This is a genomic window from Stenotrophomonas sp. STEN022, assembly GCF_056760155.1.
The window spans coordinates 41,436-56,161 of the sequence record NZ_JBRREG010000002.1; the positions used below are offsets into that span (position 1 = coordinate 41,436).

Below are 14,726 nucleotides of genomic sequence, written 5' to 3' on the forward strand. Positions count from 1 at the left end.
GCTCACGGAAGCTGCGCTCGCGACAGTCGCCTGCACCTGCTTGCGGTCGACTGAAGCACGGCGTCCGATCTGCTGGTCTATCGCAGGCATGTCGCCGGAGGGCTGTTTAGGTCCTGCAGGGAGCAAAGGCATCGAGGGCAGGCTGGTAGACCTGACTTTGGACGTCGAACAGCCCCAGCATCGAGTGGTAGACGTTGTCATGGCTGTATGCGTTGCGCCAAGCGCTCCCACGCACGCAAGCATGGTCCAGAGCTGCGTTCTGCAGGAACTGCGGCGAGAACCACATGATCATCGGTACATGGGTTTGCTCGCGGGGTGCGATCGCATATGGCGTGCCATGCAGGTACATGCCTCGCTCGCCCAATGACTCCCCGTGGTCAGACACGTAGACCAGCGCCACGTCACGCTCGACGGAATAGTGCTGCAGCAGCGCCAGGGTCCGACCGAGCATCTCGTCCGTCTGCAGCAACGTATTGTCGTAGGTGTTCACAAGCTCTTCCTTGCTGCACCTGTGGATCTGGTTGCTGTCGCAGGTCGGGGTGAAGACCCGATTGTGCTGCGGATAGCGTTCGAAGTAGGTCGGCCCGTGGCTGCCGAGCTGATGCAGCACCACCAGAGCGTCTCCTTGCATGGCGTCAATCTGTGTGCGGAGGCCATGGAGCAGCACGCTGTCATGGCAGGTTCCATCCTTGTTCGGGCAATCGTCGGCAATCTTCATGCGCGGCATGTCCTCGGTGACGATGCGCTCACATACACCCTTGCAACCACCGTTGTTGTTGTTGCGCCACAGGATCTGGATGCCTGTGCGTTGCAGGATGTCGAGCAGGTTCTCCTCGGACATGGCACGTGCGGCATCGTAGTCCGCACGGCCCATGCCCGAGAACATGCAGGGAACGGAGATGGCCGTGGCTGTCCCGCAAGACGAGACATTCCTGAAACTGATGATGTCCGGGTACCGGGACAACGAGGGATTGGTCGGGCGTGCATAGCCATTGAGCTGGAAGTTTTTTGCCCGCGCGGTCTCGCCGACCACGAAAATGACCAGCTTTGGCCGGGAACCGGGCGAACGCGGGGGACGAATGGCATCTTCGCCTACGCGTTGCAGCGGCTGCCGCTTTGCATCGTGGTGGCTGGTCAGGTAGCCATGCGCATGGCGCGCAACATTCAACGGAAGCACCAAATCCCGGATATGGCGATTGTTGCGGAGCAGGGACGCATAGTCCTTGTAGAATCCCAGCGAAATGGTGGCAAGCACGATCGCGGAAAGGACGATGTTCCCGGTCCACCAAAATGCGGTCCGCGGCAAGCTGGCGCTCCTGGTCCTGCACAGGCCGATCATTGTCGCGGGCAGTACGCCCAGCCCGATGATTGTCAGCAACAACGAAGTCGAAAAGTAGGACGCCAGTTCTGCCTGGTTCGTCTCGAAGAAGTTCTGAACCATGCTGCGGTCGATCAGTACGTTATAGTGCAACATGAAGTAGCTGCAGCTGGCACTGATGATGATCAACGTTGCCAGCAACGGCTTGCGCAGGTAGGGAAGGATCAGTATCGGCGCCAACAGAAGGTTGAAGGCGAAGAAAAGAAACACCGGAACGCTCAGGAAGAAGAAAAAGCTATGCGGGTCATGGATCTCAATCGTGGCCGCGAGCGTTTTCCAAAGGGCTGGGTTGCCGATACTGGCGAAGAAGAGTGCGGCTATCCAACCAAGTTGGATGGGATGCAGGCACAGGGATGTCAGACGATGAAGCACGCACGGTTCCAATGAATAGAAAGTCCGCGCAGTCTCAGAAAGCTATTGTCAGGAAGTTGTCAGCCGATACCGCCGTGACGCGCTTGCTTGTCATCGAGGACAATCCGGAGCTTGTGGCCAATCTGTACGCCTTCTTCGAGCCCCTGGGGTACGTGCTGGACGATGCCCGCGATGGCGCGACTGGCTTGAGAATGGCGACACAGAATGACTATGACGCCATCCTGCTGGACCTCATGCTGCCGCGGCTGGACGGCATGGCGTTGTGCCGCAGGCTACGCCAGGAATTCCAGGACCCCGTGCCGGTTCTGATGCTCACGGCCCGGGACCCGGTGGACGACCGGATACAAGGGCTGGAGGTGGGCGCAGACGACTATCTGATCAAGCCGTTCTCGCTCAAGGAGCTTGATGCACGCATCAAGGCCCTGGTGCGCCGTGCACAGGGCAGGCAGGTGCAGGGTTCTCTGACCTGGGCTGACTTGCAGGTCGACAGCCGGGTGCCCACTGCCATGCGGGAGGGACGAGTGGTCACCTTGACGCCGAGCATGCATAAGCTGTTGCTATGCCTCATAAGGGCAGCGCCGGATGTCGTCAGGAAGCGGGAAATGGAGTACCTGCTCTGGGGTGATGATCCGCCCGACAGCGGTGCGCTGCGCACACATATCCATGAACTTCGCCAGTGCATCGACAAGTCATTCTCGAGCGCGCTTATTGAAACCGTGCACGGGGTCGGTTGGCGTCTGCAGGCCCCAACGGACGTGGCCCAGTAAAGGTGGGCGGGCTGAAGATGATCATGGGCTCCTTTGTTCGCAGGATGACGCTCAAAACGCGCATCACCATCACATTCGTGCTGCTGATGGTGGGGGTCATGGGAGTGGTGATCGCTGCCGAGCAGTTGGACTACGACGATCTGCGGGCGTACGTGATTTCCAAAGGGTTGCAAGAGCAGGCGCAACAGTTGGAGAAGGGCCTGGCCAATGGGATTCGGCCGAGTTTGCGCGAAGGCAGCCGGCTATATGACTCCACCTCGGTTCCGGTTGGGTTGCGTCGGTTTGGTCCGGGCTACCACAGTGTCGAGGAAGCCGATGCCTGGCATCTGCTCGTGTTCGATCTGGACGGCGAGCGCTACTACCTCCAGCAGGATGCGCAGATGTATGCGTACCTGGAGCACGTGATCGATGGATATGCAGCAGTTGTCATACTTTTCTGCATCTTCTGCGGGTTCTGGATCGGTCGCGTAACTGCCGCGCGCGTAATCTCCCCGATCACCCGGCTGGCAGAGGCGGTTCAGACCAAGCAAATGCCCTTTCCGTTCCAGGACGCACGCGATGAGATCGGGGTGCTGGCCCGAGCATTCGCGCAGCATAGCGACGAAGCCGAGCAGTTCCTCCAGCGCGAGCGGTGCTTTGTCGGTGATGCAAGCCATGAGCTTCGCACACCCTTGGCGATCATTGCCGGTGCCGCGGAGACGATCGAGCAGCAGCTCCCTGCGCATAGCCACCTGGTCGCGAGTAGCCAGCGTATCCTGCGTACCACCCAGGAGATGCAGCGCCAGCTGACCTGCCTGCTGCTGCTCTCGCGCGACCCGCAGGGCCTTGCACGCACGGAGGTCTCGTTGTTGGCTTTGATAGAGGAGTGTATGGCGCGTTGCGAGCCTTGGCTGGGGAACAAGCCGGTAGGACTGGTGTTCGACAAGGTCATGGAAACCAGGCTGCATACCAACGCAGAGCTTGCCCGCAGCGTCATCTGGAACCTGATGCGCAACGCCTGCCAGTACACGGATCAAGGCGAGGTGCGCATTGTCCTGGATAGGACGCGGCTCACCATTTCCGACACGGGACCGGGTCTGCCCCCAAGCATCGATACGCGACAGTTTCAGCGCTTCGTTCCCGGCACACAGCAGAGTGGGGAGGGCCTTGGCCTTTCGATCGTGCAGCGCATCGTCGAGCATCTTGGCTGGCAGATGGCAGTGGAGAGTTCGGATACGGGCTGTTGCTTCACGCTCGATATGCGCGGCTCGACCTAAGTAGCGAAGGTACTGTGCCGGAGGTGTTCAGCTCGGCTTCCGTGCCATCCAAAGGGATTCCATCCAAGGAAGATTGGCTCAATAGCGACAGTTCCTGTTGCTGACCTTTCCTGGCGGGTATACGGAAGCTATCCGGTACGAATGGAAGTTTGCCTCCCGGAAGGTTCTTGGACACCCCTGCACTTGGGTTGAAGGTCTGACAAAGTCCTGACACTGAGCTCCGCATGCTGTGCCTACGTGAGTAGACAGGAGAAGGTCAGGTGAAATCCTCGGGACCTGCGGAGGAGGGGAAGTTCGATCATGGGAGATCGGGAGTCAGACGAATAATGTATACGGCTCTCTACTCACGGGACGGATTTATCGCTGCCTTCAGGAGTGAAGCGGCGTTTCGTCAGCTTCTAGTCCTGCATGGAGCATTGGTTCTGGCTGCATGCGTACTTGAGGTCAGTTCCGTCGAGCGGGCGATCATGCTGGCGGTGTGTCTCATAAGCCTGCTGGTGGAGCTCCTGAACTCTGCGATAGAAGCTGTCGTCGATCGCATTTCGCTGGAGATTCATCCACTCTCAAAACGTGCAAAAGATATGGGGAGCGCAGCGCAGGCGATTGCCTTGCTTATGGTTTCTGCGGTCTGGGGCGTGGTTCTGTTTGGGTGAGGAGCACCGAACTGTGCGTGCCGTTTGGAACATTCGTTGATGGTTGCTGGGGGAGGCGCATCGACCATCGACTGTTGACGGGCTTTCCGGCTGCGCTTCTCTTGTGTGTCGCGTCATGTGAATCAGGGCACCAGCGCGCCAGAACAGGCCACGCAGCCAGTGAAGCGTCCTCGCTCTCCGAGTCACCTATTCAGCAGAGGTGGTTGATGATGTCACGGCATAGGCGACGGGCGACAGCCTGCCGAATGAGTGATGAGGTCGCTGGTGGTTGTAACGGTGGGGCCAATCCTCGTCATGCGTTGGACTTCCTGTAGGCTGGTAAAAACGTAGCGGTGCAAGGCCCCGGTGCGGTACGTTCGGTTGAAGCGCTCGGTGAAGGCGTTCTGTGTGGGCTTGCCACGCTGGATGTGCAGCAGCTCGACCTCTTGTCGCTGGGCCTACTGCCGCGGTGTCGTACTGATGAACTCCGGGGCGTCGTTCCGTCGCAGGCGGCAAGGCGTACCGCGCAGTTCCATGACCCCGCCCAGCATCCGGACCACCCGTCGCGACGGCAGATTGGTGTTAATCTCGATTCTCAGTGGTTCGCGATTGAAATTGTCGTTGACGTTGAAGGTGCAGAAGCGCCGCCCGGACCACAGGGCGCCGGCCATGAAGTCTGCCGACCAAGTGTGGGGGTATGGCTAACGGCCCTCGAATGCGGTCAGGCAGACGGCGCTTTCCCCGGCATGGCAATTTCAGCTTCTTCACGCAGAGCTCCTGGCTAGGGAAACTCTACTTCTGATTGGCTCGAATCAACGGGCGCGCTTCAAGTATCAAGAACGCAAGCTAAAGTCACATCGCAACATAGCTTGCGAAAAGAAGAAGTGAAGTCATCAGGCGTATTGGCGAAGTTCTCAAACGCAGATACATTGCCACCCACCAAGACATTGCTACCCAACAAGGGGCAAGGCGGCATCATGGGCGCGAACGTTATGCCTAGTGCGCTACGGGCGCGAATCTGGCTTGTGTCCGGGTTGTTTGTCCTTTGCGTACTACCAATCATCGGCACTGCACTGCTGCAGAGCTATCTGCGCTATGAGGCCGCCCAGGACGATCTAGAAAGCTTGTGCCAACTCAGGCTGGCGTTTGAAGTCGCAAACCTGCTCTCCGCTGAGCGTGGTCCGGTGAATGGTCTGCTGGGTACTGACCTGCAAGACGGAACAACCAGAAACGAGCTGGCCACGAGTCTACGAACGCATCGTCGCCAGGCTGATCAGGTCCTGGATGCACTGGTGGGCATGCTTGCCGATGGTGAGCAGGTCGAGCATGAGCGGGAACTTATCCTACAGGTTCGGCAAAAACTCGATCATGCGCGGAAGCAAGTGGATCAGGTGGCAGCAAAACCATTGAATGAGCGCCGCCAGGAGGAAGTGGAGCAGGTTATCCAAGCGATGTTCACTGTGGTTGACCAATTGCACTACTACAACTCTGCGCGCATCAACGCATTGGTTGCAGCCAACCGCGAGGCTGCGATTCCCGCGATCCAGGGGCAGGTACTCATAGAGCTTCGAGACTACGGTGGACGGCTGGCGTCCAGCGTCATGGCACCAGTCGCTGTAGGTGGTCCATGGCAAACCATGCAACTACGTCAGGTGACTTTAACCGAAGGTCGGCTTCTGGAGCTTTGGCGACTGGCAGATGGGCATGAGGCTGTTTTCAGGAGCAATGCGCACCTATCCCGCACGTGGGATATCGCGCGACGCCAGTTTTTTGGGGAGTCCATGCCGCTGGTGAATCAGATTGTCGAGGAGGGGCGCCGGGACGGGCGCTACTCGGTAACCGCCGCGGAATTCACCCGGCGCTATGTACCAACCTTGCGGTGTTTGGAAGAGCTGCGCGCAGGCTATTTGGGAGTATCGATCCTTAGATTCAAGGAAGCCCGTGATCGTTCCGCCGTGTGGCTGGTGATGCTTGGTGTTACTGCGGCGGGCACACTGACGACATTGCTCGTTGCGCTCAGGATCGCGCACCGACAGGTCCTAAAGCCCTTGCTGATCGCGCAAGAGCGAGTCATTCAACTGGCTCGCGATGCACCAAGTGAAGAGCGGGCCGATACCCACCCGGTGGCGGAAATCCAGATGCTGTTTGACGCTATAGAAGTATTACGTTCCAAGTTGTTCGAACGATCAGCCATCACCTCCGAGTTGAGAGCGCAGGCTGAGACGGACAGTCTGACCGGCGTACTGAACCGGCGCGCGTTGGAAATGGTGGTTCGGCAACGTCACAAGGATCCAACGCCGCGGCGTCGGGGTGTCGTCATTTTGCTGGACGTGGATCATTTCAAAGCCATCAACGACCGCTACGGGCACCCTGTCGGAGACGAGGTGCTTGTTCAGATTGCGCGCCTACTTCAAGGTCTTGTGCGGGAGACCGACACCGTCGCTCGATATGGAGGCGAGGAGTTCCTCATCTTGCTTGGATCCGAAGACCTATTGGGCGCCCGATACCTGGCAGAATCGTTGCGACAAGCGTTGGAGGAATATGCAATTCAAGTACCTGATGGCACCTTGATTCGGGCTACCGCGAGTTTTGGTGTCGCCGAAGGGGATCTGGACGCACTTGGATGGCGAGCACTCGTCCGGAAGGCGGATACAGCCTTGTATCAGGCAAAGGAACAAGGGCGAAACCGGGTTCAAGTCGCATCTTAGCGATTGTTGTCACGGGCAATGGCTCATCGAGACTGTGGATATGCGTCCGGCATGTCGGTTCATCGTGACTTCCATACCTCTCACCTAAGATCCAGCGCCTTTTTTGATTGGAGAAAATCCATGAACATGGTCCGTTCCTTGGTTCCATTGATTCTGACTACGGTCACGGCGGGCTGTGCAACCCAAGCGATTTCTGGAGTGGATGCCCAGCAGGAAGACGTATTCCGGCCAAGCATTCCTGGGCAAGGGGCGAGCCCAGTCCCCGCCTTTGTTGGCGGTGGCAAAGACTGGACCATCAACATCAGGTCGACGGGGCAGGGCAACCATGACATTGAGCTGGTTCGTGAAGGAACACGCATGGAGGGAACACTCCTCTACCGCGGGCAACCTGCGGATGCGCCAAGCTCGCTGTCGGTGTTGCTCGGAGAAGTAAAATCCGGTGATAAGCCGCACGCAATCATCGTGGAAATCGTGCGTCAGTCCTGTGTAGACCAGCGCGGTCTGGATACTGGCGCGAGTGTGCACATCACTCTGGAAGGTCAGTCGCAGTTCCGCGGATGTGGGCACTTGGCGGTTTACTGATTCGGGCTGAACGCGCGGACGGAACATATTGATGGGTTACGTGCCAGGCAATGAACGCCTGTGCGGGAAGCGCCTTGGAGTACAGCCAGCCCTGTCCCCAAGCGATACCGGAGTCCCGGAGCAGATTGGCCTGCTCCGGGTGCTCAATGCCCTCCGCAACTACAACTCTTTGGCTGGCACGGATCAGCGGAGAAAGTCCAGCCAGTAGTCCTTGGGAGTCAGGCGCATCGATATCATCCACGACGCGCTTGTCCAACTTCAATACGTCAACTGGTGTTTGGAACAGCACGAGCAGGTTGCTGTCGTCCATGCCCACATCGTCCAACGCAATACGCACCGAATCGGACGCCAGATCCTTAAGCTCCTCTAGCCCCACGGCATCCGGTATCCCCCGTTCCGTGATCTCTAGAATGATCTGTTGACGCACATCGATTAGGCGCGATTTCCTGGCGGCATACTCCAATCCGCCACGGCCGAGAATTTCCGGAGGCACATTGATGCTCAAGTGAGCATGGGGGTGCTGACGAAGCCAAGCGCCAAGTTCAGTCTCGACAGTATCGATAACCCAGTAGGTCAGCAGCCCAGCAACAGGCGTTCCCTCGATGGATGGAATGAACTGCATGGGCATGATCACCTTCTCGCCACGCCGCCAGCGAACCAGCGCCTCGGCCCCCACACAGCGGCCGCCATTCTGCAGATCGACCGTGGGTAGGTACTCCAGGAAAAGTTCGCCATTCAGCAGGGCGTCGCGGACTTCATTTACGAGTAGTCGTGCGTCATCATTCATCGATGCCCTCTCCCCTAAGTCACCTGACGATACTTTTACGCTCGTGTCTGACCCCAGACAAGATGGGTCGCCGAATAGTACCGATGCTGTGGGTGATAGTAGGCCCCCTATTGGGCAACGATTTCTTGCGCCTCAGTCTTGGTTGCTGCTGGTGTGATCGATGCCTGACAGGCACGCCGAACTAGGCGGTCTACGGTTTCTTCATCTGCTTGCCCGGCATAGGCAAACGCACGCGCTGCGGCCTGTCGGATGGTCTCAAATTTTCTTGCACGTATGGCTGCAGCGAGGGTTTCCGCCTCGTTCTCCAGAGATCGCGCGAGATCTTCCAGTAACGTTAAATGCGAGTCTAGGGTCATCAAGGATGCTGGAACGGAAAACACCAGTTGATTGGGGCGGTTTATCGGGACCCAACACTACAACTCCCAACGTAGCTTCACCAGCAGCTGGTCGGCATCACGCAGCCCAGTCGCGTCGGCCAACAGCGCCGGCAGTCCGGGCATGCGGCGCTGCTCGTCGTAGAACAGCGATTCAGTGCCGCCGCGCGCATACACTAGGTAAAGCTCACGCCGCTGCGCCCATGCGTAGCGATACCGCAACTGCATGCCGAACTCGCTGAGCGTGAACGCCTCAACGCTCTCCTGGCTTCTGTGCAATTGGCCCTGCGCGTCGAGCCGATAGGCGACCGGTTGGTCAGCCACCAGGCCCAGCCACTGCAGCTTCAGACGCAGTTCGTGGCGTCGGCCTGGGAACCAGTTCAGATCCATCGTCGCTTCCTGCCGTCGGCTGTGATAGCTACCGAACAACGTGTTCTCACGCCATAGCAGCCAGTCCCGTGACCGGCGCGGAAGTACGGTCAGCCCCATGTCCAGGTCATCACGCGGGTGATAGCGCAGTTTGGCTTTGAACTGCTGCGCCAACGCTTCGTTGCCGGTGTTGAGTAGCCCGGCCTGCAACTGCCACGACCAGCGTCCCCTGCGCGGACTGGTATAGCCGTGCAGCAGGGTATCCAGGCGCGAACGCTGCCACACCGGCCCGTGGCCACGCGATATCCGGTCGTCATAGCCGTCACCGGTCCAGCTCAGCTCGCTCTCATGGCGACCGCCGGCACGCAATGCCGCGGTACGTTTGACGGTGAGCTCGGCCGGCAGTCGCAACCCTTCGTCGTTGTAGCGTAGCCGTGGCTCGATCTGCCAGGTGACGCTCCGGCGCCGGTCGGCGGGTGCAAACGTGGCAATCCGCCGCGTGGTGACCGCCCCCAGCTCGCGAAAACTGCCACGGCGCTGGTAACCCAGGTCGTTGAAATCCAATCCCTCGCCGTACCGGGTGAGCTCCAGTTCCTGCTCCCACTGTGTGCCCACGTAGGCCGCACGCAGCCAGCCGCCAAAACCGAAAGCCGGGGTATCCTGCAGGACGCGACTGGCCAGCAGCTGTCCGCTCAGCGACCAGCGATCACTTGCACGCCATCCCACATCCAGCGCGTTGACCAGCGCAGTGCGTTTCAGCGCCGGTCGGTCTGTCCAGGTGGTTAGCCAGCCAAGACCCAGATCACCAGACTGCTTCAACGCGCGTTGGGCAATGAAGGTGCGGCCGATGTCCTCGCTATAACCCGATTCCATCGCGGCCAGCGTGGCCAACTGGAAGTCGCCGACATGCGCGCTGAGCTTGAGCGCAGCATCGATGTCGCTGGCTTGCCCATCGACGTCCGAGGGCCCGCCGATGCGACGGGTATAAATCAGCCGCCCGGCATCAGGCATCCGGAAATCGAAGACGCCCTGGTTCTCGGTGAAGAAGGGACGTTTGTCGGAGAACAACACCTCGATCGCGCTGAAGTCCACGACCAGATCATCTGCTTCCACCTGACCGAAATCGGGATTGAGCGTCGCGCTCATCTGCAGCTTTCCCGAGGGCTTCCAGAACAGGTCCGCGCCCAACCGGTGGTTCAGTCGGCCGTCGAGCAGGTCGTTGGACAACGAGGCGTAGGGGATCAGGGACAACCGTCCTTGGTCGGGGTGCTGCACGACCTCTACGGGAGTGAATGCCGAGACATAACGCGGCTGCAGGAAACTCGTGCCGGGGCTTGCGCTGCGCTCGTTGAGGCTGGCAATCACACGGTCGAAGTAGATGCCGATCGTGCGCGCGTCGCCGGTGTTTTCGCGCATGGCCGCGACGGTCCATGGGATGAGCATTTCCACCGACCAGCCTTGGTCGGTTTCATGCACGGCGTAGTCCCACACGCCATCCCAATCGACGTTGAAGCGGTTCTCATTGGTGATCGACTCATCACCAATCGCGCCGCCCAACGTCACCATGAAGTTGTACGCCTGCCTTCCGTCGCCATCGAAGTCCACGGCCACATTCACCCGATCCGCCTCAATGCCCGCATCGCGACCGGCGCGCGGCTTGACCCTCGCAGTGCCAGGAGGCTGGGTGACCATGAACGCTATCGCCAGCCCCTCAGGCAAGGACAGCAACAGCGCCCGGGTCGGGTGGGTCGGTGTTGCCTGGGTATAGGGATGGGTCACCCGGAAGTCATCAAACCCCCGCGCCTGTACCCACAGGTCCTCATTGATGATCCCATCCACTCGCAAGGCAGGTTCACTCGCGGCCGCAGGCAAGGCCGCCGCCAGTAACAATCCGACCAATGGGCGTACGCTCCGACGCTTCCAGTCAAGCATCGCAGGCATCCGCCACTGCGGCGCGTACCAGATCGACCGGCGCGGCATAGAGGTTGGACTGGCCATTCATCAGCGCTGCTGTGTCCCTTGCTTCGGCATCCATACGCATGCTGGAGAAATACAGCGTACGACCGTCGGCACTGAAGGCCGGGGTAAAGCTCATCGCGGCATTGCCGATCGGTGGCGGCAGGCGCACCGGCGTGGCCCAGCTGTCGCTGGCCCGACATGTGACAAACAGGTCCAGTCCAGACGCGCCGCCGCGCTGGCTCCAAAACAAGGCCAGTCGTCCATCGGGCGAGAGTGTGAAGTCGCCTTGTATGCGGCCGTCATTGAACGGTGCGGACAAGGCAGTGGGCGCGTCGAATTCATTGCTACTTACCCGGGCCCGGTACAGCGCCATTTTCGCCGGACCGCCTTCGCGGCTGCTGTTGAAGTACAACCAGCCCCCATGCAGCTCCGGTCCCAGCTCGTCCTTGGGCGAGGACACACCGGAGAGATGCTCCAACGCCCCGAAGCCGTCCTCGGTCACGCTGACTCGCCAGATGTCCAGGCTGCCATTGGCGAGGGCAGTACCCGGCACGGGCCGGTTGGACACGAAGTACAGCACCCGACCATCCGGGCTCAGCCAGGGATCGGAGTCCTTGTAGCGCGAATCGGAAAATGGAACTTCAACCGGCGTGCTCCAGTCAGCATCCGTACGTCGAGCCATCCAGATATGCGCGTCCTTGAAGTCAGCGTCGGAGCGGGCGAACACCAGCATCCGTTCGTCAGCATCCATGCTCAGGTTGTAGTCGTTGCGTGGGCCGGATAGCCAATCTTCGCCAACCAGCACAACTTTGCCGGCAACGGCCGCCGGGAGCTGCAGCGATGCCTGCGCAGGTGCTGCATGGCCGCCGGAGCGGGGCAGGGCAGTAGGCGCATCCGCGCTACAACTTGTCGCAAACAACAACGCAAGGCAGGGACAGTAGATGCGCAAGCGGGCGCTGTTCATCCATTTGCTCCTCACGGTTTGGGCTTGCTGTACCAGAGCGCGTTGACGATGATCCAACGGTCATCGAACCGGCCCATGTGGAAATAGTCGACAAACCACGGCGTCTCCAGCCGCACGGACGCTGCATTACCGCTCACGTCGAGCACTTTGCAGCTTCGGTCCCACTGCTCCCTTGGTGTCTTCAACGCACCCTGCCGGGTGAGGCCGACTAATTCTTCCTTGCCCATGCGGCGCAGACCAAGCCGCTCGTAAGGCGTGTCGCCGATGACCATGCGTTTGGCCAGATCCGGGTGCAGGGCACGCGCCACGCGTTCCGGGTTGCCTTCCAGTTGCCCATCTACGTAGTCGAAGCAAGTAGCCTCGATCGCTGCCAACGTAGCGGTATCGACCGGAGGGGCAGGCGAAGGGGCCGTGGCGGTGGCGGCACCCAGCAGCAGGGCGAGGACAGTCATGGGTTCTCCAATGCAGGGCCGTGATGGCGACCACCGCATTGAACGATCCAACAGGCCGGGTTGTCTGCCGGCTTGCGACGAACCGAGGCTCTTTTGCGACGAGCCGTTACGGGGCCGCGACCAGACGGCCGCCGATCATCTGCAGCTTGTCGCGATAGCTGCGCGAGAGCTTGATCTCATGCCCGGAGTCCAGCCGCAGGAAGCACTCGCCATTTTGGTGCGGGCGGAGGTCCTTCACCCGCGCCAGATTGACGATGGTCGAGCGGTGCACCCGCACGAAGTGCTGCGGGTCCAAGCGGCGCTGCAGTTCCTGCAGCGTGCAGCGCAGCACATGGGTCTGCTGATCGGTATGGATGCACATGTAGTCCCCGGCCGCGTCCACCCAGCGAATCGCATCCAGGCGGAGAGTGAGCAGTTGCTGCCCGTCGCGGATGCGCAGCTTGCCTTGTGTAGGGGCCGCGTCAGCCAACAACCCATCCAATTCGGCCCGGTTCACGCCGGGCAGCGTGGTCACTAGCTTCAGGAGGCGCTCGTAATGGTCCTCTGCCTTGCGCGCGGCCAAGGAGGCGCGGGCACGTTGTACGGCCTCGTCCAATCGACGGTCGTCGATGGGCTTGAGCAGATAGTCCAGCGCACTGGCTGCAAACGCAGCCACCGCGTACTGGTCGTAAGCGGTGACGAAAACGGTCAGCGGAATCTGCGTAACGGGCAGAGCGCGGAACACGTCCAGACCGCTCATTCCTGGCATCTGCACATCCAGAAACATCAGCTGCGGCTGATGCGCGGCAATGGCTTCCAGCGCCAAACGACCGTTGGCGACCTCGGCGACCACTTCCACATCGGCATGGCGCTGCAGGTGCAATTGCAGACCACGCCGGGCCAAGGGTTCGTCATCGACGATCAGGGCGCGAATGCGGGTCATCTCAATGCTCAGCCTGGGTAACAAAGGGCAGACGCAGCAGCACGTCGACGCCCCGAGGGGGGCGATCGGCAATGTGCAGCAGGCCCCGCTCGCCGTAGATCACCCGTAGACGCTCGCGGGTATTGCTCAAGCCAACACCAACGCCCCCGTTGCCTGAGGTGGCCTCAAGTCCCGGGCCATCGTCGCGTAGGTGCACGTCCAGATAGTCCCCGTCCCGACGTGCCACCAGTTCGATATGGCTGATCGCTTCCTGGGTGGATACGGCGTACTTGATGGCGTTCTCCATCAAGGGCTGCAGGATGAGGCTGGGAACCCGTGCAGTGGCCGCATCCGGCGCGATATCCACCATCACGCACAGGCGATCGCCAAACCGCAGGCGTTCGATATCCAGATAGAGATTTAGTACCTCTACTTCGTCATGCAGCGTCACCTGTTGCTCCGGGTCAGACTCCAGCGAATGCCGCAGGAACGAGGACAAGTCACGGATCATGCGGTACGCGGTATCCCGCCGGTCATCCAGCACCAGCGTGGAAAGGGCATTGAGCGTGTTGAAGAGGAAATGCGGATTCAGCTGATAGCGCAGCATCTTCAACTGCGCCGCATGGGCCGCATTGGCGGCAAGCAGCGCGGCTTCCTTCTGCCGCTGCAGGTGCTGAGCCAGTTTGATACCGAAGTACAGGCCGCTCCAGGACAGCAGTACGTACAAGGTGGACGCGAAATACCACAGATAGCCGAACAGGCTGTGGATCCGGCAATCGTCGCAATACTGGAAGGTAATGGTGACATGCAGTTTCATCTGCACCAGCGTTGCCGCCAACAGCATAAGCACAGCGGCCGGGATCATCAGCGACAGGGGTTTGCCCCACAACCAACGGTAGCCCAATCGCAGCACGCTAGTGGTCACGAACCCGCACAAGCTGACTGACACGGACGCAACCACATAACTCAATGGCCGCCCATCGCCCATGGCCGCCAGGAAGTGCAGTACAAAGTAGGCCAGCCAGCCCCCGACCTGCAAAGGCCAGAACAGATCCTTGGAAGTAAGCAGAAACGATGGCTGACGGACACTGCTGCTCAAGGGAAAGGCTCGCCTGCTGGGGACTGCACTATGCGGGGAAAGCACGCGAGTTTGGTAGTGCCGAGACCAACGCGCTGCACAACTTCGTCGGTGGGTACCAATGAATCATCCGCCAACATCCCATCA

General features: G+C 60.1%; 15 protein-coding genes. 5 read left to right on the forward strand and 10 right to left on the reverse strand.

All coding sequences use genetic code 11. The annotated features are described in order from the left end of the window. Positions 1–106: 106 nt before the first annotated feature. Entirely contained in the window at positions 107–1,750 is a 1,644-nt protein-coding gene (locus ACVOMF_RS00980; protein ID WP_481507649.1) for a phosphoethanolamine transferase, read from the reverse strand. 74 nt (positions 1,751–1,824) lie between these two features. Between ACVOMF_RS00980 and ACVOMF_RS00985 the strand changes: the two genes are divergently transcribed. From ACVOMF_RS00985 to ACVOMF_RS00995, 3 genes are all read left to right on the forward strand, one after another. Further along, the gene (locus tag ACVOMF_RS00985; protein WP_481507687.1) at positions 1,825–2,517 is read left to right on the forward strand and encodes a response regulator transcription factor; all 693 of its coding nucleotides are present in this window, start codon (positions 1,825–1,827) and stop codon (positions 2,515–2,517) included. Between the two features lie 17 nt (positions 2,518–2,534). Continuing rightward, positions 2,535–3,773, forward strand: a complete 1,239-nt coding sequence (locus ACVOMF_RS00990) for a sensor histidine kinase (protein ID WP_481507650.1) — start codon at positions 2,535–2,537, stop codon at positions 3,771–3,773. Between the two features lie 326 nt (positions 3,774–4,099). Then, positions 4,100–4,426 carry a diacylglycerol kinase gene (locus ACVOMF_RS00995; RefSeq protein ID WP_481507651.1) on the forward strand — a complete coding sequence of 109 codons (327 nt, stop codon included), beginning with the start codon at positions 4,100–4,102 and terminating at the stop codon, positions 4,424–4,426. Between the two features lie 212 nt (positions 4,427–4,638). On the opposite strand, the gene ACVOMF_RS01000 is transcribed toward ACVOMF_RS00995, so the two are convergent. Beyond that, the gene (locus tag ACVOMF_RS01000; RefSeq protein ID WP_481507688.1) at positions 4,639–4,842 is read right to left on the reverse strand and encodes an integrase core domain-containing protein; all 204 of its coding nucleotides are present in this window, start codon (positions 4,840–4,842) and stop codon (positions 4,639–4,641) included. A 21-nt stretch (positions 4,843–4,863) separates the two neighbouring features. Continuing rightward, on the reverse strand, positions 4,864–5,076 hold the full coding sequence (locus ACVOMF_RS01005; protein WP_481507652.1) for a hypothetical protein: 213 nt from the start codon (positions 5,074–5,076) through the stop codon (positions 4,864–4,866). Positions 5,077–5,274: 198 nt separating this feature from the next. Here ACVOMF_RS01005 and ACVOMF_RS01010 point away from each other — a divergent pair, with 198 nt between their 5' ends. After that, complete coding sequence (locus ACVOMF_RS01010; protein WP_481507653.1) at positions 5,275–7,113, forward strand: GGDEF domain-containing protein; 1,839 nt, start codon at positions 5,275–5,277, stop codon at positions 7,111–7,113. Positions 7,114–7,233: 120 nt separating this feature from the next. Further along, positions 7,234–7,695 carry a hypothetical protein gene (locus tag ACVOMF_RS01015; protein ID WP_481507654.1) on the forward strand — a complete coding sequence of 154 codons (462 nt, stop codon included), beginning with the start codon at positions 7,234–7,236 and terminating at the stop codon, positions 7,693–7,695. Here ACVOMF_RS01015 and ACVOMF_RS01020 read toward each other — a convergent pair. From ACVOMF_RS01020 to ACVOMF_RS01050, 7 genes are all read right to left on the reverse strand, one after another. Then, a complete protein-coding gene (locus ACVOMF_RS01020; protein ID WP_481507655.1) occupies positions 7,640–8,482 on the reverse strand; it encodes an EAL domain-containing protein in 843 nt (280 codons plus the stop codon). The two genes, ACVOMF_RS01015 and ACVOMF_RS01020, sit on opposite strands and share 56 nt — an antisense overlap. A gap of 107 nt (positions 8,483–8,589) precedes the next feature. Further along, positions 8,590–8,838 (reverse strand): hypothetical protein, encoded by a 249-nt coding sequence (locus tag ACVOMF_RS01025; RefSeq protein ID WP_481507656.1) that lies wholly within the window; start codon positions 8,836–8,838, stop codon positions 8,590–8,592. 57 nt (positions 8,839–8,895) lie between these two features. Next, positions 8,896–11,124 (reverse strand): DUF5916 domain-containing protein, encoded by a 2,229-nt coding sequence (locus ACVOMF_RS01030; protein ID WP_481507657.1) that lies wholly within the window; start codon positions 11,122–11,124, stop codon positions 8,896–8,898. A 25-nt stretch (positions 11,125–11,149) separates the two neighbouring features. Beyond that, a complete protein-coding gene (locus ACVOMF_RS01035; RefSeq protein WP_481507658.1) occupies positions 11,150–12,148 on the reverse strand; it encodes a TolB family protein in 999 nt (332 codons plus the stop codon). Positions 12,149–12,159: 11 nt separating this feature from the next. Beyond that, a complete protein-coding gene (locus tag ACVOMF_RS01040) occupies positions 12,160–12,600 on the reverse strand; it encodes a nuclear transport factor 2 family protein (protein WP_481507659.1) in 441 nt (146 codons plus the stop codon). A 106-nt stretch (positions 12,601–12,706) separates the two neighbouring features. Beyond that, positions 12,707–13,522: a LytR/AlgR family response regulator transcription factor gene (locus ACVOMF_RS01045; RefSeq protein WP_481507660.1), complete on the reverse strand. Its 816-nt coding sequence runs from the start codon at positions 13,520–13,522 to the stop codon at positions 12,707–12,709. A gap of 1 nt (position 13,523) precedes the next feature. Next, entirely contained in the window at positions 13,524–14,600 is a 1,077-nt protein-coding gene (locus ACVOMF_RS01050; protein WP_481507661.1) for a sensor histidine kinase, read from the reverse strand. Positions 14,601–14,726: the final 126 nt, after the last annotated feature.

Bases quoted from the DNA above. Each gene is read 5' to 3' on its own strand.
- ACVOMF_RS01020 (WP_481507655.1), bottom strand. From the start codon at position 8,482: ATGAATGATGACGCACGACTACTCGTAAATGAAGTCCGCGACGCCCTG.
- ACVOMF_RS00990 (WP_481507650.1), top strand. From the start codon at position 2,535: ATGATCATGGGCTCCTTTGTTCGCAGGATGACGCTCAAAACGCGCATC.
- ACVOMF_RS01045 (WP_481507660.1), bottom strand. From the start codon at position 13,522: ATGACCCGCATTCGCGCCCTGATCGTCGATGACGAACCCTTGGCCCGG.
- ACVOMF_RS01005 (WP_481507652.1), bottom strand. From the start codon at position 5,076: ATGGCCGGCGCCCTGTGGTCCGGGCGGCGCTTCTGCACCTTCAACGTC.
- ACVOMF_RS01035 (WP_481507658.1), bottom strand. From the start codon at position 12,148: ATGAACAGCGCCCGCTTGCGCATCTACTGTCCCTGCCTTGCGTTGTTG.
- ACVOMF_RS01015 (WP_481507654.1), top strand. From the start codon at position 7,234: ATGAACATGGTCCGTTCCTTGGTTCCATTGATTCTGACTACGGTCACG.
- ACVOMF_RS00995 (WP_481507651.1), top strand. From the start codon at position 4,100: ATGTATACGGCTCTCTACTCACGGGACGGATTTATCGCTGCCTTCAGG.
- ACVOMF_RS01040 (WP_481507659.1), bottom strand. From the start codon at position 12,600: ATGACTGTCCTCGCCCTGCTGCTGGGTGCCGCCACCGCCACGGCCCCT.
- ACVOMF_RS01025 (WP_481507656.1), bottom strand. From the start codon at position 8,838: ATGACCCTAGACTCGCATTTAACGTTACTGGAAGATCTCGCGCGATCT.